Source organism: Methylobacter sp. Wu8, assembly GCF_036440755.1.
Lineage (GTDB): Bacteria > Pseudomonadota > Gammaproteobacteria > Methylococcales > Methylomonadaceae > Methylobacter_A > Methylobacter_A tundripaludum_A.
Map to the genome: position 1 here is coordinate 95,702 of NZ_JAZGVT010000075.1, position 26,609 is coordinate 122,310.

The window sequence follows — 26,609 nt, forward strand, 5'->3', positions numbered from 1 at the left end:
GCTGCATTAACCGAGGCTTGGCTTTGAATAAACCGTCACAAACTAAACAACGGAAGATAAAGACGCCATTTTTTGCTCAACGCCGATGATAGCCCGATTCAAAACACCGAGATTTTTTTCTTCATTGATCTGCATGCCCATTACATAGAAAATCGGCATCCATAGCGGATTAATCAAAATGCCACCCAGCGCACTCTTCCAGGTCCGCTTCAGATTCTTTAAAGGATTGAAGGACTCGGCTAAAGAATGCATCGGATACTCGGCAAAAACAGCCGCAATCGGGTGCAGGATGATTTTGTCATGGCCGTCAAGCTGCGCCATTGATTGCAGGAGTTTCCGCTCCATGTTGTGATAATTGATCCGGGCAAAACCCGCAGAAACAGCGAAAGTAAGAGCGACCAGCGGCAAAAGAACCGTCGGCGGCGCTACCGGTGCAAAAGTGGAAGACAACATGACGATGCCTAATCCCAACATCAAGACGTCTTCCCCCCGCTCCACATCGCGGTCAATGCCTTTGACAATGTCGGAAACGGCATTGCCGAACGGGTCTTTTAAGTAATCTTTTTCTTGTGCCATGGTATTCTCCTTATGGATAGTGCTAATGCACACCTTATGAAAAATGTCAGATACGCGAACAGGTAGACTGAATTGAGATGCAAAATCCAGCAGTAGCCGCGTGTTCTTTGTGCCGAATTTACCGGCCCACGCCCATTTGTCTAATTCTTATTCTCCCTGTCGGCTAGTGTAATTGAGCTTTTATTCGACGGCAAATTTGGATTTTTAGCGCAGGATACCCACCCCGTAAGGCTTGCGGCATGGCGACTGAAGCCGCCGCAATCTTTTCAGTGTAGATTTCTTAATTACAGTCTATGTTTTATTCGATATTATCGGCTTTTCAAACAGTGCTTAAACTCAAGCAGAGGAAAAAACATGCAGCAAAAAATAATGCTATCGTTATCCGCATCACTGGTTTTTTCTATGGCGTCGGTCAACGATGCCGGCGCCGCAGGCTGGAAAGATGTGCTCAATGCCGTCAATAATGACATCAATGGTCATGCCAATAATACCGGCCAAGCATTGCAGCAGAGCCAACAGGCCGTGAATGCGGCTCAGGCTGTGCAAGCCGGCAGTTTGACCGAATTATTGATGCAGCGAACAGGCGTGACGGCGGCCCAGGCTCAAGGGGGCGCTGGCGCTTTGTTTCAGATCGCTAAAAGCAAGATGCAGGCAGATTCATTCGCCCAGTTGGAACAATCGGTTCCGGGCATGCAAGGCATGTTGGGGGCGGCCGTACCCGCTCTAGCGCAGCAAGGTGGTTTGGCGGGGCGTTTATCTTCTCTAGCGGGAGCTTCGGGCGGAACGGCGGGGAGTTTGATTTCACTGGTTTCCGCTTTTCAGCAGCAGGGCATGTCGCCTGCGATGGTGCAACAATTTATTCCGGTGGTGATTGAATATGTCAAAGCCCGTGGCAATAGCGCTTTAGTGGATACTTTAAACGCTGCATTAGTCGGGCGTTAAGGCATAGACGCAACCGGCCTTCTCAGCGAGGGGAAGGTATAAAAACTCAAGATTTAAGCATTACGCAGTCAGCGCAAATCAAGCGTCAATAATTACTTTCAATACTTTTCCGGGAGTCAGCGAATTGTATACGCCTGACGGATTCCATTTGCGCAAATCCGTAATTGAGACGTTGAATTTACGCGAAATTTGCGCCAAGGTTTCGCCCGGCTTAACCGTGTAATTAATCGTGCGGATTCCCGCCGATGAGGCTTGAGCCTGTTGATGCGCAGCCTTGATAATGATCTTCTGGCCTAAAACCAGTGACGATTTTGGAGAAATTTTGTTCCAACTTTGAATGTCGTTAACGCTAACCGAAAATTTCTGCGCAACATTCCAGAACGTATCGCCTTTTTTTACGACATAGACCTGTGCGCCGACGGAATTGTTTTTAGCCGTTGTGGCGACGTGCTGCGCCGAATTTTGCGGCGTCGGCATTTTTAAAAGCATGCCGGAATGGATGGAATTGCCCGCTAAATGGTTGGCCTGACGAATCGATTGGGGGGTCGTATTGTTCCTGTCGGCGATCGATACCAAGCTTTCCCCCGCCTTAACCTTATGCAAGCTTGGGATAGCCTGAACTTGATCATGGCGGATTTGCGCCGCCGCCTCAGCATGGTAACGATTTTGATCGACCCGTTGGTCATAAGGCAACTGAGCCAGGTTTTGCTTGAATGTTTGCGCCTTGGCGACCGGGATCAACAAATGATGCGGCCCTTGCGGTGCGGTGCTCGAGTGGTTAAAACCGGGATTTAATTTTAAAAACTCGTTCAGCGGCGTATTAGCCAGCTCCGCGGCTTTGTTTAAATCCAATTGGGATTTGACATCGACAAGCTCGCAGTAAGGCTTGTTGGGGATGTGTTGCAAATTAACGTTGTATTTGTCGGCATTCGCAAATATTCGCGCTATGGCCAGCAACCGCGGCACATAGTCCGCCGTTTCCTTCGGCAGGTCCAACGACCAGTAATCAGTCGCCCGCTTGAGATCTTCATTCTTTTCGATAGCCTTTCTTACATTACCTTTGCCGTAATTATAGGATGCCAGAGCAAGATGCCAGTCGCCATCGAAAGTCTCGCCCAAATGTTTGAGAAAAGCCGTCGCCGCTCTAGTTGAGGCGTAAACGTCGCGGCGACCGTCGTACCAAGCGTTTTGCTGGAGACCGTACAGACGGCCGGTAGCCGGTATGAATTGCCAAAGTCCCGACGCGTCGCTTTTTGAATAGGCTTCCGGCAGGAAGGCGCTTTCAACGATAGGCAGCAAAGCCAGCTCGCCGGGGATATTTTTGGCTTCTATCTCATCGAGTATCAGATGCAAATAAGGTTCCGCCCGTTGCTGAACTCTGGCAAGATACGCAGGATGCCGCAAATACCAGTTTAACTCGCGGTCGATCCGTTCATTTTCAATCTGGGGCAGAGAATATAATGATATTAACCGTTCCCAAACCGTGTTCTTATACTTGGCCGGTACCGTGTATTTTTGTTTGCCGAACGGATGGAGGGAATGCCTCACATAGCTGTTATCGGTTTCCGAGGTATCTGGCGGCCTATCGTTAAAAGAGTCTTTTGACGTTGTAGAGCAGCCTGTTACGATTAAAAAGGTCAATAGTGATAAAAATTTACCCGACCTGTTAAAGTTAACGCTCATCATCTAAGCCTTTTAAGAATAAAGTTTATTATTAGAATGCTATCATTATAGCTTGTTTTTATTGAAAATCATCAAAGTCAGATAGTATAAAATGCGCCCATGAAACGTAATTTCTTATTTGCCTGGTATCAAACCCCTCGAGGCAAGCTGTTACAGCAGCTTGAAGCCGACTATATTCAACGGTCCATTACCGTCAGTTGCAAGCAGACCATCTTGCAGATTGGCGGTTTAGGTTGGGAAAGCGAATTTATCGACTGCTCTTTGTACAAAAATTTTACGATACTGGACGCCAAAAGCCTGGGCTGCGATAAAGCAAGAAAAATCCAGGCCAAATCGCACAGCCTGCCCTTGCAGAGCAATTCTGTCGATATGATCATCATCCCGCATTTATTGGAGTTTGACGCTTCCCGGTTTCAAACCATGCGTGAAGTGGAGCGTGTTTTAAAGCCGGAAGGCATATTGGTCATGCTGAATTTTAATCCCTGGAGTCTATGGGTTCGATACCAGTATTTGTGGGATAAAAAAATGGCCGATTCCTGGGGAGGACACTTTATTTCCCGACCCAGGGTTTTGGACTGGCTAAAATTGTTAAATTTTGAAGTCACCGTATCGTCGGAATTTAGCTTGGATACGGTAAAATCGACTCACGGTAAATTTATAACCCGTGGATACTCACTCACATCGACCGCCTATGCGATTAGGGCCATCAAGCGCCGCTACAACCTGATTCCATTGACGCCTGTAACCGCGCTAAATCCCCGCTTAATTCTGGCAAATCCGCTTAATACACCAACAACACAGAAAAACAGACATGACTGATCCCGTCATTATTTATACCGATGGCGCCTGTAAAGGCAACCCCGGACCGGGCGGCTGGGGCGTTATCCTCAGCTACAAAGGAAACGTTAAGGAACTTTACGGCGGCGACCCCGCCACCACCAACAACCGCATGGAGCTGATGGCTGCAATCCAGGCGCTGGAAACCCTGACCAAACCCTGTTCCGTGCAGATGAATACCGACTCGAAATATGTGCTGCAAGGCATTACCGAATGGATGAGCAACTGGAAAAAACGCGGCTGGAAAACGGCCACCAGAAGCCCGGTTAAAAATGAAGACCTCTGGCGCAGACTGGACGCCGCCATTCAACGGCATAACATCGAATGGGCATGGGTAAAAGGCCATTCGGGCGACAAAGATAATGACAGGGCGGATGAGTTGGCGAATCTTGGCATTGATTCGTTGCGTTGATCGGTTTTCCCCAAGGGTATTTGATGGGTTTCGCTTCGCTCTACCCATCCTACCGGCTGTAACTAATAACTCAGCGCGGGGGGCGTTTGGTATAGCGAAACCAGTCGCGTACCGCTGCCATTTGTCTAACCTGCTGTTCCGGCGCGTGCCGTTTACAACTTGTATATTCTTCTGTGCCCGCTTTGGCCCCCCAACGGATTTCGACGCAATCATTCGGGTTATAAGCCATCTCGAATGCTGCTTTGCGCCTCAATATCTCCGCTACCGAAAGCTCCCAAGGTTCGCCATTACTGCGTACATACCGAATCTTTTTCTCCGCAGTCAGTTTTTCATGCAGTTGCTCTATCCGGGTTTTAACCTGTGCTGCGGATTGAGCCGTCAGGTTAAACAGCTCAGGATAACGGACGACTTTTTCAGGGAAACCAAGCAAGACATTGATAGCAATTAACAATCGCATATCACGCGATGGCGTGGCGTAATCCTCCCACGGACCGATCGTTTCAAAAATCGCCACACCTTTCGGCATCTCGATTGTATTGGCTTTTTTACGAAAATAATTTTCACCGTTTTCAACCGATTGCCGCCGCGTTTCCAGTTGTTCCACCAACGCGGTTAACGTCGCCTCGTAAGCCTGTTTCGCATTCAAGCCGTCAGGATTAATCAGCTTGTAAAGTTGTGCGTAAAAATCGTCAGGCTCCAACACTGCCTGTTCAATCGAATAGTCCGGCAACTCGTCATTACTCAACAGCGTGCGGTTATTCGCAAGGGGACGGAAAGCTTTAAAACCGGCCCCCGCACTGCCTGAATTAGCGAACAAAAAGGTGCCTTCCCAAAACCGTTTCCGGCCGATGGAATTATCCGGCTGGGCGTCGGCCGCAAATAAAATACCCGGACTGTCGGCTGTTTGCGCCACCCATTTCACCAGCACTAGCACATGGCCGTATGGGTCCGCATAAATGGTGCCCGGCCACAACGTCTCGCGCCGTAACGCCACAGGATAAAAATCGGTTTCTTCGCCGGCAAGCGCGGTGCGGCCATTTCCTGACTGCACAACATCCATTAAAGTATGGCTTAAGGCTTTAAATTTGGCAGGCGGTGCGATTTGTTGTACAAAATCGGTGCTGACTGTAGCGGAATTGCACACAGGCGGCTTTTTGGCTGTGCCGCGACTGCAAGCGCGATAACTGAATGGCAATCCGTTTTTCCAGGCAAAATAGCTGCGGAGAAAATACGGAAAATCGGCGCAATCAGGCGTTGCAGGCAGCGCTTTGTCTTCGTTCAAAGCTAAATAATTGTGCAGAAAATTACGTCCTGAATCCCGTAAAACAGGCTCCAGGGATCGAAAACTCAGGCTTTGATCAACCGGTGCATCGAAAAGCCGTTCTATCCAGGCCGAATAAAAGGCTTCATAACTGTCATTCCAGACTGCGTGTTCTCCAGTGCCGTTATCGCCGTTAAAAACTTCACGGCACGCCAGCGTTGTGTCTTTATCTTTGGCCTCTAATTGATAACGGCCTTCGTCAAGTTTGTCAATCTGCGCCGATAAATGCCAAGGCATCCCATCATTAGCCGTTGCATTTAATACCTGCTTTTCACCCTTGGGATGGGTTAATACCAATTCGGTAATAGTTTCAGAGCCTGACACAGCCATGACATTAATCGGCGCCCCCGCCTTTACTACGCGCGGAGAAATCCAGATATGGGTAAAATCGCCTTGCGTACAGGAAGAGGCAAAACTTGGCTGACTGATAATGCAGCCCGCTAAAATAATCGCTTGATAGAGTCGCTTCATAAAGACAGGCTCGATCGATTCTGAAAACATAGTTAACGCGGCTATTTTGTAAACTGCTTTTCCGTGACAGCAACTCGGCTTGCTGGCCGCCGATTGTTTCATATTTCGAATCCGCCTACACCGGTATCCAAATACCATGAAGTTAAAACATGTCCTCCGTCACATAAACTTCGTGTCCTGAAATAGTGACTCCGATACCTTGTTGATCGTATTTCGGCGACAGAATGTTTTTCCGGTGCGGCGGGCTGTCCATCCATCCCTGTACGGTCGATTGTGCGATTTCTTCCGGGGTTTTCCAGACGTATTCCTTTTTTACCGCAACACCGTTTTGCTTGGTCGTAATGACCTTATCGTAAAGATGATTCATAAATATGTTTTCGCCCGGACCGATTGCCCAGGTATTGGCGTCGGCTTGCTTTTTCCTGTCCCATCCCAACCTTTTAGCCCGCTCGACGGGACCTTCCCCCTGCAAATTCGTGTGGTTAAAAAAATGATAACGCGCCATGTCGCGGCTATGCTGACGGGCGATGGCCGCGAGCAACTCATCGTTATTCAATTGGGGCAGGCCGTGCTTTTGCCGCTCACGGTTTATCTGTTGATGAATTTCGCGTTCAAGTTCAGCGGCCGCTATCCCCGGCTGAGCGTCAATATCGGCTACTACCGGATAAGGGACAGTCCCGAGGCAAAAAATGAACAGGGATAAAATTCGTTTCATGATCTTGATGCCGGCATTAATGTGTGGAGGGGAGCCGCTAGGGCATTCGGAATTCGGATATAAAAGCGCACAGGCGGACTAGCATAGCGCAGCTCGACATTTATTGTCACCCTGTATTGGCAGTTTCAGCCGGCCGCCGCCGTCTCAAATCGACACGTAGCCGTCAAATAAGTCCCATAGTATACGCACAGCATAGCCACGGGACTTTTTCCGCTCAAAAGCAGCAATGATTTATTTTCTCATTGATTTTTTGAATTTTTTATCCAATTTGTTATTGGCGTCTTGAGATAATTGAGCAGCCCGCTTGGCTGCGGTTTCTGCGGCCCCTGCCTTTGCCGCCGCATCGGCGGCCGTCGTTTGCGCACTGGCTGCATCGGCTGATGCTTGTTTAACAGAACCGTCCAAGCCGTTAACTTGCGACTGTAAATCTTCGATATCCGAATTTGTTGCGCAAGCCGTAATCAGGCTGCAAGCCAGCGCAATCATTGATAGCTTCATTACTGTTTTCATATTATTTTTCCTTACTGAAGATGATGACCATAAAAACCCCACATATCAAATAACCCTCTGTTTAATCTGAGCTATTTGAATATATCTTGCATATCGGTAACTTAACGCAAGCTTAACACAGTGGATTTAAAGGCTCTGACGCCGCCGTATCGCGTCACTTCATACGAGTTGCTTGATGAATCGATCCGCCAAAAATCGTCGTAAGCGTTCAATGCCGCAAAAATACACAATGCGCGGATTGTTGAATGCTGTCGGCGCTGGGTGGCGTATCCTATACCCATGTCCAACCTTAAAAAACAACGAAGGGTGTTGATGAAAAAAATACTGGTAACCGGCGCAACCGGGCAGATCGGCTCCGAATTAACGATAGCCTTGCGCGACCGATACGGCGCGGAGAATGTGCTGGCTGCCGGACACAAGAGACCGGCCCAGGACGAATTAACCCAACCGGGACCTTATTGCAGCCTGGATGTCCGCGATGCGGCCGCCCTCAATCAAGTTATAAAGACATATAATATCGATACGATATTTCATCTCGCCTCCCTGCTTTCCGCCGTTGCCGAACAAAAGCCTCAGCTGGCGTGGGACGTCAATATGAACGGTTTGATCAATATACTGGAGGCCTCCAGAACACACCAATGCGCGTTGTTCTTCCCCAGCTCCATAGCCACTTTCGGCCCGGAAACTCCGCCTATGGATACGCCGCAGGACACCGTTCAGCGGCCTACGACCATTTACGGAATCAGCAAGGTTTCAGGAGAGCTGCTGTGCGATTATTATTATCATCGCTTTGGCGTCGATGTACGCGGCTTAAGGTATCCGGGGCTGATTTCCAGCAAAACCCCACCCGGCGGCGGCACCACCGATTATGCGGTGGATATTTTTTATGCGGCAATAAAGTCGCAACATTATGATTGTTTCCTCCAAGCCGATACGCAACTGGATATGATGTACATGCCCGACGCGATCGATGCGGCTATTCACTTGATGACAGCGGACAGTACGCAGCTAAAGCACAGAAACGCGTTTAATGTGACGGCGATGAGCTTTACCCCGCAGCAGTTGGCGGCGGAAATACAAAAGTATATTCCAGACTTCACAATCGCTTACAACCTTGATCCATTACGCCAGGCGATTGCCGATTCCTGGCCCAGACACATGGACGACAGCGCCGCCAGAGCCGAATGGGGCTGGCAGGCTCAATTCGATTTGCCGGCGATGGTCAAGGACATGCTGGAAAAAATCACGCTCAAATAACCGGAGGCGTTTATGTCACTGAAAAAATTAGAACCGCTGCTCACCGGCAAATTAACCCAATTACAACAACAAGGCCTGTGCAAAGGTAATGAAAAAGTCATTACCGGCATGAAAGCCGCTGCTGACGGTTTCGGCCCCCGCTATTTTCTTGAAGGGTGCGGAGACCGGGCTTTCTTGCGCATGAATTCCAATTCCTATCTCGGGCTTGCGATGCATCCCCAGGTTATCAAGGCGGAGGCTGAAGCCGCTGAAAAACTCGGCACCGGCCCCGGAGCGGTTCGTTTTATCAGCGGCACTTACCGGCCGCATATTGAACTGGAGCAAAAACTGGCCGAGTTTCACGGCCGCGAATCGGCAATGCTGTTCAGTTCCGCTTATACGACGGTGACGGGCGTGTTGCCCCAGTTTATTTCCGCCGATACTTTAGTTGTCAGCGATGCGCTGAATCACAACTGTATTATCAACGCGATACGCTTATCCCATCCCGCCGGCAAAGAAATTTATGCTCATGCGGACATGACTGCCCTGGACAAAATCCTTGAGGCCTACAAAGGCCGGGTCAAGCGCGTTTGCGTGGTCACTGACGGAATTTTCAGCATGCGCGGCGATTACGCACCTCTCGATAGAATAAACGCCTGCTGTAAACGGCATGAAGGAGCGTATGAAGAAGGGATCATCACCCTAGTCGATGATTCTCACGGCGTTGGCGCTTTTGGGCGTGCCGGCCGGGGTACGGAAGAATATACCGAGGCCAAGGCGGATATTTTGATTGCAACGCTAGGCAAAGCTTTCGGCGTTAACGGCGGCTATGTCGTTTCCAGCTCGGCGGCGATAGCTTACTTGCGGGAAACCTCGCCGTTTTACATTTATTCAAACCCGATTACGCCGGCCGAAGCGGCCGCAGCCGGCGCAGCTTTAGACATTGTTACCAATGATGAAGGTTTACAACTGCTGGAAAAGTTGCGGCTATTTAGCGCCCGCCTTAGATCGGGACTTGAACAACTGGGATTTGAAACCTTGCCGGGAGAGCATCCTATCGTGCCGGTCCTGATCAGGGATAGCGGAAAAACCTCGGCTTTGGCCGCGCATTTATTGGCGAACAATATTCTGGTTACCGGCCTGAATTACCCGGTTGTTCCTCAAGGCGAGCAGGAAATCAGGTTGCAGGTCTGTGCCGAGCATACCGGCAAAGATTTAGACTATTTATTGGCGAAGCTGGCTGATTTTAAGCGCTAGCCGCCTAAACTGAGGAGCAGTGGCAGAGCGCATAGCTACCCTGCCCCGCCACACCCTCGCCATTATTCCTGTCAGGCGTATTCACGCTCTTCTTCTATGACATTCTGTGCGGCGAAGAATTTTTTAAATTGCGGCATAAAGCTGATAGTGATCGGTATCGAATAAAAACAATACATTGCCGCCGCTTCGCCGGTTGATACGCCGAATATCCATTGCGGCATAAACAGCGTCATAATCGCCATGACGAAATGATAGGTAGCGATACGCCAGTTATCCTTCCAGACAAAACCGCTGGCCGCCAAACCAAACAACGAACCCCAGGTAACCAGCAAGCCGAACGCGCTGCCGATGTGGTAGCCGATATGGTATTGGCCAATGAACAGGCACGAGATCATATTGCCGATAAAATTCGGCGCAATATCGAATAGTTGCCATTCTTTAGGTAGAAAACTGAAAACCAAAAATGACGAACTGAGGATTACGCCGGTGATGGTCGCCTTCTTCAGCGCGGTTTTGTCGGACGAATAAGTCGCCAACGCAGGCATAATCGCCAATGCCTGCAAGCTGATATGGTAAGTTGAAAGTTCACTCAATAATTGATTGGCGCCATAGCCGCACTGATCCGCCACCGGATAAGCGAAATACTGAATAAATTCCATCAGGGAAAAATGAAAAATGGCGTAAAACCGTGCAACCCGAACCCAAAACGGTTCACTTTTATCCAAAAAAGTAACAGTAGACGCGGCCAGTCCAACCAAACCCAGGCCAAGAGACATATTTGCACTAAAACACATAATTATTATTCCGTAAATTATTATTGTTAGAAAAATCGCGTCAAAAAATCACCTGACATTTTTTCGCAGCTGCTTTTATTTTACAGATTTGGCAGCGTCATAACCAGCCTGACTGAATCGAGAACAAATGGATGTGCTTGTTAATTATGCCATATCCAATATCTGGATTCACTTCGCGCTCTAACGGTTCGGCAATTAGAACCGGTTTGACCTGTTTACTTTAGTGGAAAAAGACGACAACAGCATGACAATTCGGCGGCCATTATTACTTTATTAAAAAGTAGTGTCGCAGTCTCTTCTGTAACATCACCCGGCAGCTTTGCCGGAGAGTCGATAGACCTTGTATTCGATACGTTCCGGGGGCTTATCCGGCAATTCCGGGTTAATCTCGAACGCGCTCTCAACGTGGGCCAAGTCGATCTCGTAAGTCTCCGAATACAATGTTTTGATCTCTTCGGCAACGCCAAAAGCTTGGCTTGGACTCTGTTTTTCTTCCGCATCCTCCGTGGTCAGCAGAAAAACCTTGGCGGTTTCCGCAACAATCGAACTCAAATGGGCAATATAGCGCCGACGGATGTCTTCCGGCAGGGCGGTAAGCGCTGCCCGGTCATAAACCGTATCAACCGGCCCCAGATCGCCCTCGGTCAATGAGAAATAATCACCGCATAAAATGCTGAGTCTCCCATGTTTCCATAGCGTAAATTTACCAACCTGCCGACGGACAGGCTTCAGATGGTTCTCCCGAAAGAAAGCCCGTACCGCAATAGGACTCAACTCAACGCCGATGACTTCATGCCCCTGCTTGGCAAGCCAAATCATGTCCAAACTCTTGCCGCAGAGCGGTACAAATACCCGACTGCCTTTTGCCAGATCAAGACTGGGCCAAAATTTGGTCAGTAGCCGATTCACCGTTTGCTGGTGAAAATCGGTTCGCCGGTCACGCCAGAACTGCAACCAAAGAACATTGTCGCGGCCAATCATGACGGCTCCAGCGCCAGCGCTTGGGCAAAGGTCAGGAAACGCCCCTTAAACGGATCGCCGTTTTCCATCACATGATCGGCACGTCGCGTAGTAAAGCCGTAACCGAGTTCAGCCATTTCCCGGCAAAAACCGACACGGTTGCCGCGATCCGGGTCAACGATAATGATCTGTGCAGACGGCCCGGCATGACGGTCAATGAAACCGGCAAGCTGGCCGGGCTGCTGCCGCTCATAAAGGACATCACTGCCGATGATCAAGTCGAACTGACCCAGCTCAGGATTGTTTGCCTCCCAGTTTCCTGCATGATATTTCAGCGGCCCCAGTTTGTTCAGCAGCAGGTTCTCATTCAAAAAAGCCTGACTCAGAGGATGCCAATCGCTGACGGTCATGTCTCCTGCCCGACGATGGATGACTAGGCTTGCCAGAGCGAGACCGGCGCCGATTTCCAGAATGCGTTTCCCGGTCAGCTCAATAGTATGCATAGCCAAAGCCAGTACCCGCGCTGACGGCCATAAATGACCGAATAACGGCCAACTGGCCGGTGAGATACCGGCAAGCTCGGCTTCGCCTAGCGGGTCAGAATATTGCTGGAGATCTGACAAAGAACGGATCAGATAGTCCGTACCGCCAACAGTGACGGTCTGGTACTTGACATGGTAACCGGGCATAGGGATTTCTTCTCATCGGGAAAGGGTTGTACATCAGGAAAATGTTCTGATCGAACGGACACAACACTTCGTGAGAAGAGGTATACAGGCCGAAAATGGCACTTGCGGAAAGCATCCCGGAATTACCTTTGAGCTCGGGATATTCAAAGAGTATAACAGAGTGACTAAAAAATAACGTGGGCTTTCCCCACTTCAAATTGAGGCGTCTTGTTCCAAACAAACGGCAGTTCTCGTTTCCGATTCATTCGCTCGGATGACCGCAGCTGTTCCAAATTTTCGTAATACAGATGCGTCCATCACCCGACAGATCCCCTATTTTCATTTTAGCGGACCACACCATTCAAAACCTGCGCTTACCTGCATCCCTACCTATCCTGATCAGGAATACAGAAAAAGCGTTGGCATTGGCGGCGCAATGAATAAAAAATCAAGTTTCATCTGAGCATACGGAAAAAATCAAACCATTTAATGGACAAAACCGGCTGATTTCAAGCAGTAAGCCGAACTATCAACTACCTAAATACGGCAAGTAAATCATGACCTTGCAAAGTAATCAAATGTGGGAATATTATTTCTTTAACGGCACGACAAGATAAGGTTGGAGGTGTTTTTTACTATGTCTGCTATTTATCCGATACTTGGTTTTACTCACCCTTTGAGTTCAATAACTCATCTTTTGGGAGCAATTTTCTTTGCTTATCAGGCCACCCTCATGCTTCGACAAGAAAAAGGGCCGACTATTCGCATCATCTCACTGGCCGTATTTTCCGGTTCCTGTATTTTTTTATTATTGGTCAGTGGCATTTATCATTTGTTGCCGACAACCGGAGCAGCGCATACGGTTTTTCAACGACTCGACCATGCAGCTATTTTCTTAGTCATCGCCGGCACCTTTACACCCATACACTGTATTCTTTTTACCGGATTTTTAAGATGGGGATTTCTCGCTATCGTTTGGGTCCTGGCCATCAGCGGCCTTATCGTAAAAACAATTTTTTTTACAACAATACCGGAATGGTTCGGTTTGTCTTTCTATCTGGGACTTGGATGGATGGGACTTCTAATGGGGGTTCATCTTTGGCGAAGATATGGCTTTGCTTTTATCCGGCCGTTCGTGCTCGGCGGTATTTTCTATACGGTAGGGGCAATTATTGAATACTACCAACAATTAACAATACTTCCCGGCATAATCGGCCCCCATGAAATCCTGCATATCGCCGTGCTTTTGGGGATAGGTTTTCAGTGGTGGTTTATTGTCAAAATAGTGAGTCAAGTCCCGGCTGTTCACACATGTGATTAGCAATAATCACCCGTTAAACGAAGACAACCTCATGAATAACAACCATTAAAAACAGTCTTCTCCAGCACTACATAATAAACCGCTGTTGCTTCGGCCATTTCCGGCGCATACTGGACTTCGGTACGGAAGTATCGAACAGCGCTTTCAAGCTTGGCGCATCCCCGAAGTGATTGGATCGATTGATACCCGGTATAAAAAAGCTTTAGTTTTCCACAACGGCGCACCGATCCCTTATCCTCAAAAAATCATTTGGCATTAAAAATACTTGGGGCTTCAATGAAAGGCATTCAGCTAATAGCTGATTCACCTGATATAGATAGAGACCCGTACAGCGCCGGCCGGTTTTTTAGGATTACTTACATTAAAACAGGAAAGTGAACATGAAAAGAATAAATCTAGCGGCAATATTATTGACCTTATCCGTATTTACCGGCGCTGCTTATGCCGATATTACCCTGCAATCCAAAGCAGAAGTCGAGGGTACCTGGAAGCTGCAATCCACCAAAAACTCTTTAACCGATAAAGAAGCCATTCCGAGGGAAGATACCTGGATATTTAAAGACGGCAAAGTAACGATCCTACATATTCCGCGCGAAGGAAAATTCTATGATCAACCGCCGGTAAACTACGAAATAGAAGACGGTAAATTAAAAGTCGCTCTTTTGGGTAACAACAGGTTTGACGTGTTTTCTTTAGAGGCGAAAGACGACAACAGCATGACTTTAAAAGGAAAATTCGGCGGCTATTATTACTTTATTAAAAAGTAGTCTTAACGAATTTAAGGTGGCGTTGGATACCCCTTCGCCACACTTCATCGGTATCCGTCAGTAAGGGTCACGGCAAATATTATAGCTCTGCAACTATCTGTTGCAGGCTTTCCGCAAAACTGGCTAGGGTGGTATAGTGCGTCCCATCGCCGATTGAAACAGTGGCGTTAGTGGTGGAACCGTACCGACTCGTCGCTATCGATCGGGCCACGCGCTACGTCTATTTGGAACTGCACGACAACAAGCGTATGGAAACCGCCGCCGAATTTCTGCGGCAAACGCTGGCGCAGTATCCTTTCAAGATCGTAAAAATCCTGACCGACAACGGTGTCGAGTTCAGTTACAATCTGCTGGCTGAAGCCATGAACAAAAAGATCAAAGATCAAGGTAAACACTGTCAAACGTTTCCATTATGACAGCTCGAGGCACTGAAGACGCATTAACTATAACTTCAACCTCAAATTACGCGCTATTGGGCGCATACCTCCTTTCGAGGCTATACCCAATTTTTACCGGAAAATGCCAGCTATTTTTACTATTAAACCAGACCACTTAATGGTGGGACTAAACAATTACCCATCAAATCGGCGACAGCCCTGTCCGCCACGCCGACTACCTTGATGTTGTTCTTAACAATGGCTGCATAATTTTCATGCAAATGGCCGTGAAAGATATTTTTCACGCCCATCGCGGCGGCCAGCTCGCCAATCACATCAAAGCCGTGCCGATGAGCGCCCGGCGCTTCATGGGTCACCAGAATATCCGCTTTCAGCGTTTTTAACGCTTCAAACTCATCATGCCAAATAGCCCCCTTGTATTTTAATGACATCGCCGTATGTCTGGTATGGGCGGGCTGATTATGCAGATAATGCTGCTTATTCCTCCATTTAGGCTGCTGCGGCGGATACCAGACCCGGCCCAAGAAAATACCGCCCAAACCGGCAATTCTGAGTCCCGCTATTTCCGTGACTTTCAAATGCAATCCCTTATCGGCCAGAGCGGAATCAAACAGGTGTTTATGCTTGCTGGGCGTTTCAAAATCATGATTCCCGGCAATCCACCAGATTTGGGTCAAACCGACAATGTCCTGCAGGCAAACCTCCAAGGGCATTTCCAGGTCATAATCGCCCAGCAACACGACGGCTTCGGGTTTGTATTGATGCACTGCGGCGATCAGCGGTTTGAAATCTCCATGAGGATCGCCTGCAAATAAAATCTTGTGCTTTGGGTTCAAATTGTTACTCCTGTTAACTGGAACCTGAACCTGATGAGGAAATAACAACGTTTTATTTGCATTGTTCGGCACGGGTCTAAAATTGTCCCGATTATAGACAAAAGTCGCCTCGATTAATATCTGCAATCACCGTCTACGCCAATCGTGATAACGGGCGATACACCACAGCAAGCCTTTCGGCGCATGATTACGCTTCCAGACGCCCGCCGCATATTTGTTAGCCTCGGATAGCGTTGGATAAATATGGATGGTGCCCAACAACTTATTCAAACCGATATTGTGCTTGATCGCCAGCACGAACTCGGCGATCAACTCACCCGCCTGCTCCCCAACAATGGTCACGCCAAGAATCCGGTCATTGCCCGGCGCGGTTAATACCTTGACGAAACCGTGCGCCACGCCATCGGCTATCGCACGATCCAAGTCGTCAAGATGATAAGTGCTAAGCTCATAAACGACGCCCTTTGCCTTCGCATCCTGTTCGTTAAGACCGACCCGCGCAACTTCAGGATCGGTAAAAGTCGCCCAGGGGATCACCGAATAGTCGGTACGAAACTTGATAAAGCTGCCGAACAATGCATTCACCGACGCATACCAAGCCTGGTGAGCGGCGGTATGGGTAAACTGAAACGGACCGGATACATCGCCGCAGGCAAATATATTCGGGTAATTGGTTTGTTGGAATTCATTAATTTCAATCGCGCGGCCGGCCGAGATTTCAACGCCCAGCTGTTCAAGGCCGTAACCCTGGATATTGGCGACCCGGCCGATAGCCAATAATAAATTGTCAAAAGGAATACGCAGCTCTTTACCGTCATGCTCGGCAAGCAAGATTTTTTCACCGCTTTCAATAATAAATCCTTTGGCGGTATGTTCCACGAGCACATGAATGCCTTCCAGGCGAAATGTCGCCATCACGGCTTCCGAGACTTCCGAGTCTTCCCGAACCAATAAACGCGGCAACATTTCGACCTGGGTAACCTCGCTACCTAAGCGGGCAAAGCTTTGCGCCAGCTCGCAACCGATAGGCCCACCGCCGAGCACGACCAGCCGCTTGGGCAATTCGCGCAAATCCCAAACCGTATCGGAGGTCAGATAACCGATGTGCTCGATGCCGGGAATCGGCGGGACGAAGGGGCGTGCTCCGGCGGCAATGACGATCGAACGCGTGGTGATAATGCGGGACTCGCCGACTGTTTTCACCTGAACTTCCCAGGGTGAAATAATCATTGCTTCGCCTTCAATGACCTCCACGCCAAGGTCTGTATACCGCTGCACGGAATCGTGCGGCTCGACGGCTTTAACAACCGATTGCACCCGGCTCATTACCTCGGCGAAATTCACTTCGGCGTCGGCTTTTTTGATGCCGAAATCCGCAGACCGGCGCATCTGGGCCAGCAACCTCGCGGAACGGATCAAGGCTTTGGACGGCACGCAGCCGGTATTCAGGCAATCGCCGCCCATTTTATGTTTTTCAATTAAGGTAACTTTGGCTTTGACCGCAGCCGTTATGTAAGCGGTCACCAATCCTCCAGAGCCTGCGCCTATCACTACAATATTGCTGTCAAAGCGCGCTGGTTTCACCCATTGCGCATAAACCTTGTTCGCCTTGATGGCTTCGACGATCTTATTGGCCAACAGCGGAAAAACACCCAATAACGCAAAAGAGCCGATCAGGCCTGGCGACAAAATCCCCGACAATGACTCCAGCTTGCCCAGCTGAGTCCCCGCATTGACATAAACCACCGTCCCGGCCAACATGCCTACTTGGCTGACCCAATAGAAAGTTTGTGCTTTCAGGTTGGTTAAGCCCATAACCAGATTAATCACAAAAAAGGGGAAAACCGGGACCAATCTCAGCGTAAAAAGATAGAGCGCTCCCTGTCTGTCCATACCTTTATTGATAAGATTCAGGCGATCGCCGAAACGGGATTTAACCGCCTCGCTAAACAAGAAACGGGCCGCCAAGAAAGCCAGTGTTGCGCCGATCGTGGATGCAAAAGAGACAATCAACGTTCCCCACAGCAAACCGAAAACAGCGCCGCCGGCCAACGTCAGAACAGTGGCGCCCGGCAAGGATAAACCGGTCACTGCGATATAAATCAACGCATAAACAACAGACGCCAAAACAGGATGGTCGGCTCGATAAGCTTCGATAGCCGCCTGCTGCAACTTAAGCATTTCCAGGGTTAAATAGTGCTGCAGATCAAACGCAAAAAACGCCGCAACCAAAGCGGCAATGAAAGCCAGCAGCGCCCAACGTGAAAAACTCATAATATTCTCCTTGCCGATTAAAGAGCATGTTAGCAGGAATTTTCTATGAGCCTGATTGAGATGTTGAAACCAGAAAAAAATAGATTATGAATTTACCGCCCTGTAAAAAATCCAGACGCACCCCCTTAAACAAGGGAGTGCAAGAGAGTGTTAATCCTGTAAGTTTCTATATCAGCTTAATCGGCCAGGCGCTTGCCAATACGGTTGTAGGCGCGTTTAAGTTCTTCACCGACTATTTTGGCTTTGTCTATAAATTCTTCGGAAGTCTCTATCGACTCGTCCGCTATTTCAGCAGCTTTAATTTTTAAACTGTGCCATTCTTTTTCCGCTTCTTCAAATTCTTGCTTGGCTTCCATGGAAGCCAGATGCAGTTTTAAATTGATTTCGTCGCGTTCTACTTGCAACCTTTCCAATAATTTCTCAAAATCTTCTTTTATTGACATGGCTCACCTCAGTTTATTATTCGTTGACTAACTTAAAAAACCAGTTGATATTGCATAATCGTCTGTAGGATATAGCAACCAACCCTTGCAATCAATAAGTAATACTACCCAATACTACCCGCCCGGCCAAGATACTAACGCTCCGAATGCCTTGTATTAACTACGCTTCAGGTGTTTTTTTGCGTTTGATTTAATAGAATTGTAAAAATTAACTGCTATAGTATCGCAGGCGCCAAAACGTCCAAATATCAGCCCTCATTAACAGAAATATTTATGACCCACGAACTTTTATTGTTACGGCACGCCAAATCAGATTGGCCGGTTGATATGGATGATTTTTCCCGCCCCTTAAAAAAACGCGGACGGCGTGCCGCCAAACGGGTCGGACGCTGGTTGCGCGAACAGCACCTGATACCCGACATCATACTCAGCTCTCCCGCGACGCGTGCTCTGACAACCGCGCAGCGGGTTTGCCGGCAGTTAGACATAGACGAATCGTCTATCATCTGTGACTTACGCATTTACGAGGCAGATGCTAAGACATTGCTTACCGTATTAAAAACCAGCTGCCATGAACGGCGGGTGCTATTAGTCGGGCACAACCCGGGATTGGAAGATTTGTTATTAAAATTAATCCCCAGCTCGGTTCCGTTATCGGCTAACGGAAAACATCTGCCTACCGCCGCCTTGGCCCAACTTGCCTTTGAAGGCGGCTGGACAGACCTGACCGAAGGCTGCGCCAAGTTAGTCGCGCTGGTTCGCCCGGACAGCTTGCCTGAATAATAAAAAAACGGAAAAACATTAATGCTACGACTATTCAATTTCGACAACGGCAGACTCAAAGAACAAACGCCGCCGGAAGATCAATTCAAGCAAGCAGTCGCCAAAGCCGCCTGGATTGACGCCCACGATCCCAGCGACAGCGAGCGCGCTCAGCTGCAAGCATTTTTACGCACAACGCTACCCGAATCGGATGATGTGGAGGAAATCGAGTCTTCGGCGCGTTACTTTACCGATCATACCGGCGTCCATGTACGCTCCCTGTTTCTTGCTCAAAGCGAGGGACGGCACAGCACGGCGACCGTCGCTTTCATCTTGCAAAGCGAGCGCTTAATCACCCTGCGCGAAGGTGCGCTAGCCGATTTCCGGCTGCTGCGCATGCGCGCGCGACGCGGGCAAGTAGCCGCCCATTCTCCGCAGGAACTGCTGGTGCTGATGTTCGAGCAAAAAGTGGAAAACCTCGCCGACGCATTGGAAGACATTCACCGCAAACTGGAAGAAGTCAGTTATTTGGTGCTGGAAGAAATAGACTCCGACCTTGAAAATGCGATCGACCAACTGGCCAAACTGGAAGACAGCAACGGAAAGATTCGTCTATGCCTGATGGATACGCAACGCTCCATATCCTTTCTGCAACGGCACTTGCGCAATCATCCCGAGTTACAGGAAACGGCGCGGGAAATCATGCGCGACGTAGATACGCTGATGTCCCACACCACATTCCTGTTCGATAAAATCAACTTCCTGATGGACTCGACCCAAGGCTTTATCAACATCACCCAAAACAAGATTATTAAGATCTTTTCGATTGCCGCCGTGGTATTCCTGCCCCCTACTCTGGTCGCCAGCATTTACGGCATGAACTTCCAACATATGCCGGAACTCAATTTGCAGCTGGGCTATCCCGGCGCACTATGCTTAATGGTACTGTCGGGGCTCGCGCCTTATTGGTTTTTTAAACGGAAGGGATGGTTGTAATTTGCGCGGGCTTAACCCAATCGAAACACTGTTTTGACAAACAGTTCAACACCCCAAGTCACCAACAAACCGAAAACAATCATAGCCGCTGAGGCCGTCATTATATTGAAATTATTCGGTGTCGATTTGTTCATACGGAATAACCCTTTGTAAATAATTCAACGGGTTATTCTGAACCGGCTACGTTACAATATAATGACGCTATGATGAACTTTTCATGACACTGCAATAATGTGTGTGATCGGCAAGAATATTCAACAAAGCATCAAGCTGCGGACGGTTATCAACGTTGAAATAAACACATCGTGTCTTTCGTGAACGAACCGCTGCTAATGCAAAGCGTCAATCGCCAATTGCCCCAAGCGGGTATGATGCAGGATTTTAGCAAAGGGCTGTGTGACTTGCTCCCGCCCCGTTACAAAAACAAACACCGGAGTACTGGTGTGAGTCCCGGTCGCCCAAACCACCTGCTGACTGGCGGCGACAGCCTGCGCCAACAGGTTTTCACGATTCTCTTTTTGATAAACGAAGAACTCGCCGTTGACTTCCATTTTCGGTACCGTTTTCTCGCCCAGAGAGGTATGCCCTGCCCGATACAACGGATTGGCCTCGGTTGCCAGGATTTTTACCGCTTGCGCTTCGGTAATCTTAAATTCCGTGTAGCGGTTAACCAGCTCGGTCAGTTTTAACGGTGTTTGCCGGTCTTTAGGTAACCGGTCAAACTGGCTGAAAATGTCGTGATAGCTTAGTTGTTGCGCATAAATCTTGTCCAAAACCGAAGGATCGCCGAAATTAAAGTTGGGCTGGAATAATGCTCCACCGGCAAATGCGGCTCCCGGCAGGCTGTGCGGCTTGGGAATGTCTACGCCGGAATAACTAAAGCCGAAACCGCCGGTTTCATGATCGGCGGTGACGATGATCAGCGTATCCTGCCGATTTTCCGCCCAATCCAGCACGGCGTTCAAAGTGTCATTAAACCGCAGCATTTCATGCAACAGCAGACCGGTATCATTACGGTGAGCGGCCCAATCGATTTGGCCGGATTCAATCATCAAGAAAAATCCCTGTTCATTACGGCTTAGAATCTCCAAGGCTTGCATGGACATTTCTTTTAACGTCGGCTGGACATGCCCGGCATCTTTGCGGTTTTGGGTTTCGACTATGCCATTCGCCATGCCGGAATCGGCAAACAAACCTAATGTTTTCCCTGTGGCCTGTTGGAGTTGCACCTTGTTGAACGCCAGCGCATAGCCTTGTTGTTGCGCGGCGGTCAGCAGATTTTTAGCATCCTTACGCGATGATTTGATCTCAATACTATTACCTGTCATCTGCGCCAATTGCTGATGCAGAGCTGAGTTTTTGTCATTGGCCTGCTCGGGCAGCCAATAACTTAAGCCGCCCGACAGCATCACATCCGCGCCGGTTGCCAACAAATCTTCCGGGATGCTGTTTTCCTGGCTGCGGTGCGTCTGGTGCGCGGCAAAGGCGGCGGGAGTTGCATGAGTAATACGCGTATCTGAAACCAGACCGGTCGCTTTACCCAGACGCCTGGCTTTTTCGATAATATTTTCCTGTGGGTTGCCGTCTTTATCCAAACCCAACATTTCCGCACCGGCAAATTTCCCGGTCGCCAATTGCGTCGCTGACGCCGCAGAATCCGTCACCAATGTATCGGCGGTATAAGTCAGCGAAATACCCAATCGTCCCCGTTCCATCATACGGTCTAACGCGGTAGTGCGATCGGCAAGAACGCTGTGCGGCGCCTGTCTGGCATAAGACAGTAATAGCCCGACTTGCTGCGGCCCCATGCCGTCGCCAATAATCATGATGACGTTCTTGGACTTGACTGCCTCAGGCTTGACGCCGTCTGACGCAGTGCAACTCAGCAGCGCCACGCTAATCAGGCAACAAGCCCATCCTTTACGCATTTGTATATTCATCATTGTTCGCTTTTTAAATCAAGTTACGCGTTGCCACCCAAAAAACCATCATTCTTGTTGAATACAAAAATCTCCAGCGCATTTATTTACCTCGACGGTAATATGCGACAGTTTATTAATGCCCACGATCTCTTTTAACAGGTCCTTATAATATTCCGGCGCTTTGGGGTCATGCGACACCAGAGAAATAATTATGGCGAAGTGGCCCGGCCCTACCCGCCAGATATGCAAGTCTGAAATTCGGTTGTCTGCGTCATTTTCTATTTTTTCCATGATAGCCAGCTTATGTTTCAACGCGATGCTTTCATCCAGTAATACCGGACTGGTTTCTCTAACCAAAGAATAGGCCCATTGCATGATAATCAGCGCACCGATAATGCCCATAACCGGGTCCAGAAAGCGCCAGCCGTAATATTTACCTAATGTCAGCGCGGCAATGGCCAGCACCGAAGTTAATGCATCGGCAAGGACATGCAGGTAAGCCGCTTTAAGATTTTGGTCATGGTGATGAGCGTGATCATGGCTATGATCATGATGATGGTGATCTCTAAGCAGTAGCGCACAAACCAGATTAATGAATAAACCGAAGCCGGCAACGGCGATGGCCTCATCAAAGTGAATTATGTGGGGATTAACTATGCGTTGCCCCGACTCAACCAGCATGATCAAGGCCACAATACCCAGAACAACGGAACTGGTATATCCGCCCAAAACGCCTACTTTTCCAGGGCTGAACGCAAAAGTATGGTCATGCGCATGAACGCGGGAATAGCGATAGGCAATGAGAGTGATTATGAAAGCCGCAACATGCGTCCCCATGTGCCAGCCGTCGGCAAGCAGCGCCATCGACCCGAACACGGTGCCTGCGGCTATTTCCACTATCATGGTTAAAAAGGTCAGCACAAGAACCTGCTTGGTTCGCCGCTCCCCTTTCTTATTAATGGCTGAAAAATCGTGCTCGTGTTTCAGTAGACTTAATTTATGCGTGTGCATGCGGACAACAATCATTACGAATGACGGAAGCTCTATTTTATAGAACAACCGCTGTTTTAGATAAAGATTATTGCGCGATGCCTATTGCCGGAATCAAACCGGCGGGCATAAAAAAAAGGGTTATCATTTCCGATAACCCTTCTATTAATGGCGTCCCCAGGGGGGTTCGAACCCCCGTTACCGCCGTGAAAGGGCGGTGTCCTAGGCCACTAGACGATGGGGACTAAAACTGGTTTAGTCAGCCTATGCTCAACTTAAAAAAAAACTGCTATTTTCTATGACTTTCAGAAGTCATAGAAAGTCCATTTTCATAGATTTTATAAATGGCGTCCCCAGGGGGGTTCGAACCCCCGTTACCGCCGTGAAAGGGCGGTGTCCTAGGCCACTAGACGATGGGGACTAGAACTGGTTTAATCAGCCTTTTGGTGGAGCCAAGCGGGATCGAACCGCTGACCTCAACACTGCCAGTGTTGCGCTCTCCCAATTGAGCTATGGCCCCTAAGCTGAAAATCGGCATTCTACAGCATTTCTCTATTCAGTCCAATACTAATTTAAATTTTTTATATGATTTATAGCACGTTGTATCCTAGCCAAGGTTTTTTCTTTGCCCAGCAACGACAAAGTTATATCAATCGCCGGCGAAACCGCTGAACCGCAGACAGCGACGCGCAAAGGCTGAGCCACCTTGCCTAAACCCAATGACATGGTTTCGGCCAGATTCACCACAATCTGGTGCAAGGCTTCGCCGTTCCATTCGGTCACTTCGGCAAATTCATCGTGCAGCCGCGCCAAAACTTCATCCGAGCCGGTGGTAAAATTCTTTTTCGCAGCTTTTTCATCATAAGCGTCAAAATCCTTATAGAAATAAACGCTGGCGGCGGCTATTTCAACCAGTGTTTTGCAGCGCTCCCGCTGCGCCTTGACTATGTCGACAAGACTGGGGCCGGTGGAAGGATCAATACCCAGCTCGCCCATGTGCCAGCTTAAATGACGCGCCACATGCGCCGGATCGCTATTCATAATGTACTGGTGATTCAACCATAACAGTTTTTCGGTGTTGAATGCAGACGCCGATACATTGACATTTTCCAACGCAAAATGCTCAACCATTTCATCGATGGAAAAAATCTCCTGATCGCCATGCGACCACCCCAGACGCACCAGATAATTCAGCAAGGCCTCGGGCAGATAACCGTCGTCGCGAAACTGCATCACGCTGACCGCACCGTGACGCTTAGACAATCTGGCGCCATCAGGCCCCAAGATCATCGGCAAATGCGCGTATTTGGGCAGTTCCGCGCCCAAAGCCTTAAGAATGTTCATCTGCCTGGGCGTGTTGTTGATATGGTCGTCGCCGCGAATAACATGCGTGACCTTCATATCCATATCATCGACCACCACCGTTAAATTGTAGGTAGGCGTGCCGTCGCCCCTGGCGATAATCAGGTCGTCCAGTTCTTTGTTGGCAACGACAATGTCGCCCTTAATCAAATCGGGAATTGTGACCGCGCCGTCAACCGGATTTTTAAAGCGGATGACCGCTTCCCGGTCGCCTTTCGGCCCCGACAAATCCCTGCATTTACCGTTATAGCGCGGCTTTTCCTTGTTCGCCATTTGCTCGGTACGCAGCTGCTCCAGCTCTTCCTTGCTGCAATAGCAATAATAGGCATCGCCCTGATCCAGCAACTGCTGAATAACTTCTTTATACCGATCAAAATGGTGAGTCTGATAAAAAGGTCCCTCATCATATTCCAGCCCCAACCAGGTCATGCCTTCCAAAATGGCATCGACCGACTCCTGAGTTGACCGCTCCAAATCGGTATCTTCGATCCTTAAAATAAATTTTCCGCCATGCTTGCGCGCATAAAGCCAGGAAAACAAGGCAGTGCGAGCGCCGCCTACATGCAGATAACCGGTTGGGCTCGGGGCAAAACGTGTTTTTATACTCATTTGATATTATTTCGTTAGTAAAGTTCGGTCTGGATTTGTTTGGCGGCGGTTTTTTTCATGCCACCCTGTTGCTATTTTAACATCTTTTTCCGCACCCTTGCCCCGCTCATACAGCCGCAACAAAGCATCGGACGTTTCCAGAAGCCATAAAAAACGAAAATTTCCCGACTGTTATCGGGAAAGTTACCCGATGTCTTTTACCCGAAGCCATGAATAATAGGTTATTTTAATAATGACATTAATCACATGAACCGTTTACCCTTAATATTATTGAGTTTCCTCTTATTCCCCGTAACTTCTGTTGCCCACGGACCGACCCCGCAAAAAGCCAAAGAAAGCATCACTATCAATGCTTCCGTAGACGCCGTCTGGAATGCGATCAAGCAATTTGACGCCATTGCCAGCTGGCATCCTGACGTCAAAGCAAGCTCGGGCGATGGCAAAAACGCCTCCGACGGCGCCCGGACCATCACCCTGCAAAACGGCGGACAGCTCGTGGAGAACCTGGATTTTTACAGCGATAAAGATCATGAATACAATTACCGCCTCAAAACCGAAAATGTAACGGCGTTTCCGGCCAGCTCCTATACCATCAACCTTCAAGTAACGCCGGGCAACGACGCCAACACCAGCGTGGTTACACTAAAAAGCCGCTTCTACCGTGGCGACACCGGCAATACGCCACCCGAAAACTTGAATGACGCTGCCGCGGTTAAAGCGATGAATGAGTTCTTTAAGAACGGCTTGGCGGGACTAAAACAAAAGCTGGAAAAATAAAAAATATTTATAGGCAAAAGGCGAAAGGCAAATGACGAAAGATGTTTTTCGCCCTTCGTCTTTCGTCTTTCGTCTTTCGTCTTTTATTTCAATTTTCGCGAATTTCAATAAGCCCTTGCCGACTTGCCAACAAAGTCAACTCGGCCAACGTTTCCGCGCCCATTTTTTCCTTGATCACGGTACCGTGGTTGCACACCGTTTTATAGCTCAAACACAGTTTTTCCGCCGCTTTTCTGACAGTATAACCGTTCGCCAGCAAACAGAATACATCGAATTCCCTAGGCGAAAGCAGCTTGATTTTCTCCGATTCGTCCTGCTCTCCAGCCATCGAAACCGCCAGTTGCTGGGCAATCTCGGGATCAACATAAGTGCCGCCCTGGGCTATTTTATACACTGCGGTGATCAGCGTTTCAGGCACGCTGCTTTTAGTGATATAGCCTTTCGCTCCGGCCGCAAGCGCCCGCGTCACATAAACCAATTCATTGTGAATGCTGAATACCAGGATTTTACAATGCTGATCACGGTTGATCAGCCTCCTGATGCTCTCAAAACCGCCTATGCCCGGCATCGATAAATCCACTACCACAATATCCGGTTGATATTGGCTGTACATTTGGCAAGCCGTCTCGCCCCGGTCCGCCTCATAAATCTGTCCGATCTTATCGGACAAGGAAAGATAAGCTTTGTAGCCCGTCCGAACCACGGCATGATCATCCACCAACAACACACTAATCTTACCCGCCACTACTTTGCTCCTTAACGCGTCAAAA

General features: G+C 48.9%; 26 protein-coding genes and 3 tRNA genes. 11 read left to right on the top strand and 18 right to left on the bottom strand.

The features are described from left to right. Window positions 1-42: 42 nt before the first annotated feature. Complete coding sequence (locus V3O24_RS17215) at window positions 43-576, bottom strand: hypothetical protein (RefSeq protein WP_331308162.1); 534 nt, start codon at window positions 574-576, stop codon at window positions 43-45. A gap of 354 nt (window positions 577-930) precedes the next feature. On the opposite strand from V3O24_RS17215, the gene V3O24_RS17220 reads away from it, so the two are divergent. Then, window positions 931-1,518 (top strand): DUF2780 domain-containing protein, encoded by a 588-nt coding sequence (locus V3O24_RS17220; RefSeq protein WP_331308163.1) that lies wholly within the window; start codon window positions 931-933, stop codon window positions 1,516-1,518. A 78-nt stretch (window positions 1,519-1,596) separates the two neighbouring features. Here V3O24_RS17220 and V3O24_RS17225 read toward each other — a convergent pair whose 3' ends face one another. Beyond that, a complete protein-coding gene (locus tag V3O24_RS17225) occupies window positions 1,597-3,066 on the bottom strand; it encodes a LysM peptidoglycan-binding domain-containing protein (protein WP_331308164.1) in 1,470 nt (489 codons plus the stop codon). A gap of 234 nt (window positions 3,067-3,300) precedes the next feature. Here V3O24_RS17225 and V3O24_RS17230 point away from each other — a divergent pair, with 234 nt between their 5' ends. Both V3O24_RS17230 and rnhA read left to right on the top strand, forming a co-directional pair. Further along, on the top strand, window positions 3,301-4,020 hold the full coding sequence (locus tag V3O24_RS17230) for a methyltransferase domain-containing protein (protein WP_104422615.1): 720 nt from the start codon (window positions 3,301-3,303) through the stop codon (window positions 4,018-4,020). Then, window positions 4,013-4,450: a ribonuclease HI gene (gene rnhA, locus V3O24_RS17235; protein WP_104422614.1), complete on the top strand. Its 438-nt coding sequence runs from the start codon at window positions 4,013-4,015 to the stop codon at window positions 4,448-4,450. Before V3O24_RS17230 ends, rnhA begins: the two co-directional genes overlap by 8 nt. A gap of 70 nt (window positions 4,451-4,520) precedes the next feature. On the opposite strand, the gene V3O24_RS17240 is transcribed toward rnhA, so the two are convergent. The 3 genes from V3O24_RS17240 to V3O24_RS17250 form a co-directional block, all read right to left on the bottom strand. Then, window positions 4,521-6,242: a hypothetical protein gene (locus tag V3O24_RS17240; RefSeq protein ID WP_331308165.1), complete on the bottom strand. Its 1,722-nt coding sequence runs from the start codon at window positions 6,240-6,242 to the stop codon at window positions 4,521-4,523. A 142-nt stretch (window positions 6,243-6,384) separates the two neighbouring features. Next, entirely contained in the window at window positions 6,385-6,957 is a 573-nt protein-coding gene (locus V3O24_RS17245) for a CAP domain-containing protein (RefSeq protein ID WP_331308166.1), read from the bottom strand. Window positions 6,958-7,188: 231 nt separating this feature from the next. After that, entirely contained in the window at window positions 7,189-7,467 is a 279-nt protein-coding gene (locus tag V3O24_RS17250; RefSeq protein WP_331308251.1) for an Lpp/OprI family alanine-zipper lipoprotein, read from the bottom strand. 312 nt (window positions 7,468-7,779) lie between these two features. Between V3O24_RS17250 and V3O24_RS17255 the strand changes: the two genes are divergently transcribed. Both V3O24_RS17255 and V3O24_RS17260 read left to right on the top strand, forming a co-directional pair. Continuing rightward, the gene (locus V3O24_RS17255) at window positions 7,780-8,724 is read left to right on the top strand and encodes an NAD-dependent epimerase/dehydratase family protein (protein ID WP_331308167.1); all 945 of its coding nucleotides are present in this window, start codon (window positions 7,780-7,782) and stop codon (window positions 8,722-8,724) included. Window positions 8,725-8,736: 12 nt separating this feature from the next. Further along, window positions 8,737-9,960 (top strand): aminotransferase class I/II-fold pyridoxal phosphate-dependent enzyme, encoded by a 1,224-nt coding sequence (locus V3O24_RS17260; RefSeq protein WP_331308168.1) that lies wholly within the window; start codon window positions 8,737-8,739, stop codon window positions 9,958-9,960. Window positions 9,961-10,031: 71 nt separating this feature from the next. Here the strand turns inward: V3O24_RS17260 and V3O24_RS17265 are convergent, their stop codons facing one another. From V3O24_RS17265 to V3O24_RS17275, 3 genes are all read right to left on the bottom strand, one after another. Then, complete coding sequence (locus V3O24_RS17265) at window positions 10,032-10,754, bottom strand: DUF5765 domain-containing protein (protein ID WP_331308169.1); 723 nt, start codon at window positions 10,752-10,754, stop codon at window positions 10,032-10,034. A gap of 306 nt (window positions 10,755-11,060) precedes the next feature. Next, the gene (locus V3O24_RS17270; protein ID WP_104422609.1) at window positions 11,061-11,735 is read right to left on the bottom strand and encodes a thiopurine S-methyltransferase; all 675 of its coding nucleotides are present in this window, start codon (window positions 11,733-11,735) and stop codon (window positions 11,061-11,063) included. Next, a complete protein-coding gene (locus tag V3O24_RS17275; RefSeq protein ID WP_331308170.1) occupies window positions 11,732-12,403 on the bottom strand; it encodes an SAM-dependent methyltransferase in 672 nt (223 codons plus the stop codon). Before V3O24_RS17275 ends, V3O24_RS17270 begins: the two co-directional genes overlap by 4 nt. A 616-nt stretch (window positions 12,404-13,019) precedes the next feature. Here V3O24_RS17275 and V3O24_RS17280 point away from each other — a divergent pair. From V3O24_RS17280 to V3O24_RS17290, 3 genes are all read left to right on the top strand, one after another. Continuing rightward, window positions 13,020-13,703 carry a hemolysin III family protein gene (locus V3O24_RS17280; protein ID WP_331308171.1) on the top strand — a complete coding sequence of 228 codons (684 nt, stop codon included), beginning with the start codon at window positions 13,020-13,022 and terminating at the stop codon, window positions 13,701-13,703. Window positions 13,704-14,083: 380 nt separating this feature from the next. Next, complete coding sequence (locus V3O24_RS17285; RefSeq protein ID WP_104422606.1) at window positions 14,084-14,470, top strand: hypothetical protein; 387 nt, start codon at window positions 14,084-14,086, stop codon at window positions 14,468-14,470. A gap of 173 nt (window positions 14,471-14,643) precedes the next feature. Then, window positions 14,644-14,886 (top strand): hypothetical protein, encoded by a 243-nt coding sequence (locus V3O24_RS17290; protein ID WP_331308172.1) that lies wholly within the window; start codon window positions 14,644-14,646, stop codon window positions 14,884-14,886. Window positions 14,887-15,008: 122 nt separating this feature from the next. Here V3O24_RS17290 and V3O24_RS17295 read toward each other — a convergent pair whose 3' ends face one another. The 3 genes from V3O24_RS17295 to V3O24_RS17305 all read right to left on the bottom strand — a co-directional run bounded on the left by V3O24_RS17295 (window position 15,009) and on the right by V3O24_RS17305 (window position 18,421). Beyond that, window positions 15,009-15,704, bottom strand: coding sequence for a metallophosphoesterase (locus V3O24_RS17295; RefSeq protein ID WP_104422671.1), 696 nt, complete (start codon window positions 15,702-15,704; stop codon window positions 15,009-15,011). Window positions 15,705-15,830: 126 nt separating this feature from the next. Then, window positions 15,831-17,978 carry an FAD-dependent oxidoreductase gene (locus V3O24_RS17300; protein WP_331308173.1) on the bottom strand — a complete coding sequence of 716 codons (2,148 nt, stop codon included), beginning with the start codon at window positions 17,976-17,978 and terminating at the stop codon, window positions 15,831-15,833. Window positions 17,979-18,154: 176 nt separating this feature from the next. After that, on the bottom strand, window positions 18,155-18,421 hold the full coding sequence (locus tag V3O24_RS17305) for a hypothetical protein (RefSeq protein ID WP_104422603.1): 267 nt from the start codon (window positions 18,419-18,421) through the stop codon (window positions 18,155-18,157). Between the two features lie 273 nt (window positions 18,422-18,694). Here V3O24_RS17305 and V3O24_RS17310 point away from each other — a divergent pair, with 273 nt between their 5' ends. Continuing rightward, window positions 18,695-19,204 (top strand): histidine phosphatase family protein, encoded by a 510-nt coding sequence (locus V3O24_RS17310; protein WP_104422602.1) that lies wholly within the window; start codon window positions 18,695-18,697, stop codon window positions 19,202-19,204. A gap of 21 nt (window positions 19,205-19,225) precedes the next feature. Beyond that, window positions 19,226-20,179 carry a magnesium/cobalt transporter CorA gene (gene corA / locus V3O24_RS17315; RefSeq protein ID WP_104422601.1) on the top strand — a complete coding sequence of 318 codons (954 nt, stop codon included), beginning with the start codon at window positions 19,226-19,228 and terminating at the stop codon, window positions 20,177-20,179. A 329-nt stretch (window positions 20,180-20,508) separates the two neighbouring features. On the opposite strand, the gene V3O24_RS17320 is transcribed toward corA, so the two are convergent. From V3O24_RS17320 to gltX, 6 genes are all read right to left on the bottom strand, one after another. Then, window positions 20,509-22,107 carry an alkaline phosphatase gene (locus tag V3O24_RS17320; RefSeq protein WP_219820766.1) on the bottom strand — a complete coding sequence of 533 codons (1,599 nt, stop codon included), beginning with the start codon at window positions 22,105-22,107 and terminating at the stop codon, window positions 20,509-20,511. Between the two features lie 60 nt (window positions 22,108-22,167). Beyond that, complete coding sequence (gene dmeF / locus V3O24_RS17325; protein ID WP_104422670.1) at window positions 22,168-23,112, bottom strand: CDF family Co(II)/Ni(II) efflux transporter DmeF; 945 nt, start codon at window positions 23,110-23,112, stop codon at window positions 22,168-22,170. Window positions 23,113-23,260: 148 nt separating this feature from the next. After that, a tRNA-Glu gene (locus V3O24_RS17330) sits at window positions 23,261-23,336 on the bottom strand. A 100-nt stretch (window positions 23,337-23,436) separates the two neighbouring features. Next, a tRNA-Glu gene (locus V3O24_RS17335) sits at window positions 23,437-23,512 on the bottom strand. Between the two features lie 23 nt (window positions 23,513-23,535). Next, window positions 23,536-23,611 (bottom strand) — tRNA-Ala (locus V3O24_RS17340). Window positions 23,612-23,658: 47 nt separating this feature from the next. Next, window positions 23,659-25,062, bottom strand: coding sequence for a glutamate--tRNA ligase (gene gltX / locus V3O24_RS17345; RefSeq protein ID WP_331308174.1), 1,404 nt, complete (start codon window positions 25,060-25,062; stop codon window positions 23,659-23,661). A gap of 246 nt (window positions 25,063-25,308) precedes the next feature. Here gltX and V3O24_RS17350 point away from each other — a divergent pair, with 246 nt between their 5' ends. Beyond that, window positions 25,309-25,839 (top strand): SRPBCC family protein, encoded by a 531-nt coding sequence (locus V3O24_RS17350; RefSeq protein WP_104422598.1) that lies wholly within the window; start codon window positions 25,309-25,311, stop codon window positions 25,837-25,839. Between the two features lie 88 nt (window positions 25,840-25,927). Here the strand turns inward: V3O24_RS17350 and V3O24_RS17355 are convergent, their stop codons facing one another. Next, a complete protein-coding gene (locus V3O24_RS17355; protein WP_104422597.1) occupies window positions 25,928-26,584 on the bottom strand; it encodes a response regulator transcription factor in 657 nt (218 codons plus the stop codon). Window positions 26,585-26,609 lie beyond the last annotated feature (25 nt).

What these genes read in the sequence shown, in the direction of transcription:
- V3O24_RS17215 (WP_331308162.1), bottom strand. Translation starts at nt 576, where the DNA reads ATGGCACAAGAAAAAGATTACTTAAAAGACCCGTTCGGCAATGCCGTT.
- V3O24_RS17220 (WP_331308163.1), top strand. Translation starts at nt 931, where the DNA reads ATGCAGCAAAAAATAATGCTATCGTTATCCGCATCACTGGTTTTTTCT.
- V3O24_RS17230 (WP_104422615.1), top strand. Translation starts at nt 3,301, where the DNA reads ATGAAACGTAATTTCTTATTTGCCTGGTATCAAACCCCTCGAGGCAAG.
- rnhA (WP_104422614.1), top strand. Translation starts at nt 4,013, where the DNA reads ATGACTGATCCCGTCATTATTTATACCGATGGCGCCTGTAAAGGCAAC.
- V3O24_RS17240 (WP_331308165.1), bottom strand. Translation starts at nt 6,242, where the DNA reads ATGAAGCGACTCTATCAAGCGATTATTTTAGCGGGCTGCATTATCAGT.
- V3O24_RS17245 (WP_331308166.1), bottom strand. Translation starts at nt 6,957, where the DNA reads ATGAAACGAATTTTATCCCTGTTCATTTTTTGCCTCGGGACTGTCCCT.
- V3O24_RS17250 (WP_331308251.1), bottom strand. Translation starts at nt 7,467, where the DNA reads ATGAAAACAGTAATGAAGCTATCAATGATTGCGCTGGCTTGCAGCCTG.
- V3O24_RS17255 (WP_331308167.1), top strand. Translation starts at nt 7,780, where the DNA reads ATGAAAAAAATACTGGTAACCGGCGCAACCGGGCAGATCGGCTCCGAA.
- V3O24_RS17260 (WP_331308168.1), top strand. Translation starts at nt 8,737, where the DNA reads ATGTCACTGAAAAAATTAGAACCGCTGCTCACCGGCAAATTAACCCAA.
- V3O24_RS17265 (WP_331308169.1), bottom strand. Translation starts at nt 10,754, where the DNA reads ATGTGTTTTAGTGCAAATATGTCTCTTGGCCTGGGTTTGGTTGGACTG.
- V3O24_RS17270 (WP_104422609.1), bottom strand. Translation starts at nt 11,735, where the DNA reads ATGATTGGCCGCGACAATGTTCTTTGGTTGCAGTTCTGGCGTGACCGG.
- V3O24_RS17275 (WP_331308170.1), bottom strand. Translation starts at nt 12,403, where the DNA reads ATGCCCGGTTACCATGTCAAGTACCAGACCGTCACTGTTGGCGGTACG.
- V3O24_RS17280 (WP_331308171.1), top strand. Translation starts at nt 13,020, where the DNA reads ATGTCTGCTATTTATCCGATACTTGGTTTTACTCACCCTTTGAGTTCA.
- V3O24_RS17285 (WP_104422606.1), top strand. Translation starts at nt 14,084, where the DNA reads ATGAAAAGAATAAATCTAGCGGCAATATTATTGACCTTATCCGTATTT.
- V3O24_RS17300 (WP_331308173.1), bottom strand. Translation starts at nt 17,978, where the DNA reads ATGAGTTTTTCACGTTGGGCGCTGCTGGCTTTCATTGCCGCTTTGGTT.
- V3O24_RS17305 (WP_104422603.1), bottom strand. Translation starts at nt 18,421, where the DNA reads ATGTCAATAAAAGAAGATTTTGAGAAATTATTGGAAAGGTTGCAAGTA.
- V3O24_RS17310 (WP_104422602.1), top strand. Translation starts at nt 18,695, where the DNA reads ATGACCCACGAACTTTTATTGTTACGGCACGCCAAATCAGATTGGCCG.
- corA (WP_104422601.1), top strand. Translation starts at nt 19,226, where the DNA reads ATGCTACGACTATTCAATTTCGACAACGGCAGACTCAAAGAACAAACG.
- V3O24_RS17320 (WP_219820766.1), bottom strand. Translation starts at nt 22,107, where the DNA reads ATGCGTAAAGGATGGGCTTGTTGCCTGATTAGCGTGGCGCTGCTGAGT.
- dmeF (WP_104422670.1), bottom strand. Translation starts at nt 23,112, where the DNA reads ATGCACACGCATAAATTAAGTCTACTGAAACACGAGCACGATTTTTCA.
- gltX (WP_331308174.1), bottom strand. Translation starts at nt 25,062, where the DNA reads ATGAGTATAAAAACACGTTTTGCCCCGAGCCCAACCGGTTATCTGCAT.
- V3O24_RS17350 (WP_104422598.1), top strand. Translation starts at nt 25,309, where the DNA reads ATGAACCGTTTACCCTTAATATTATTGAGTTTCCTCTTATTCCCCGTA.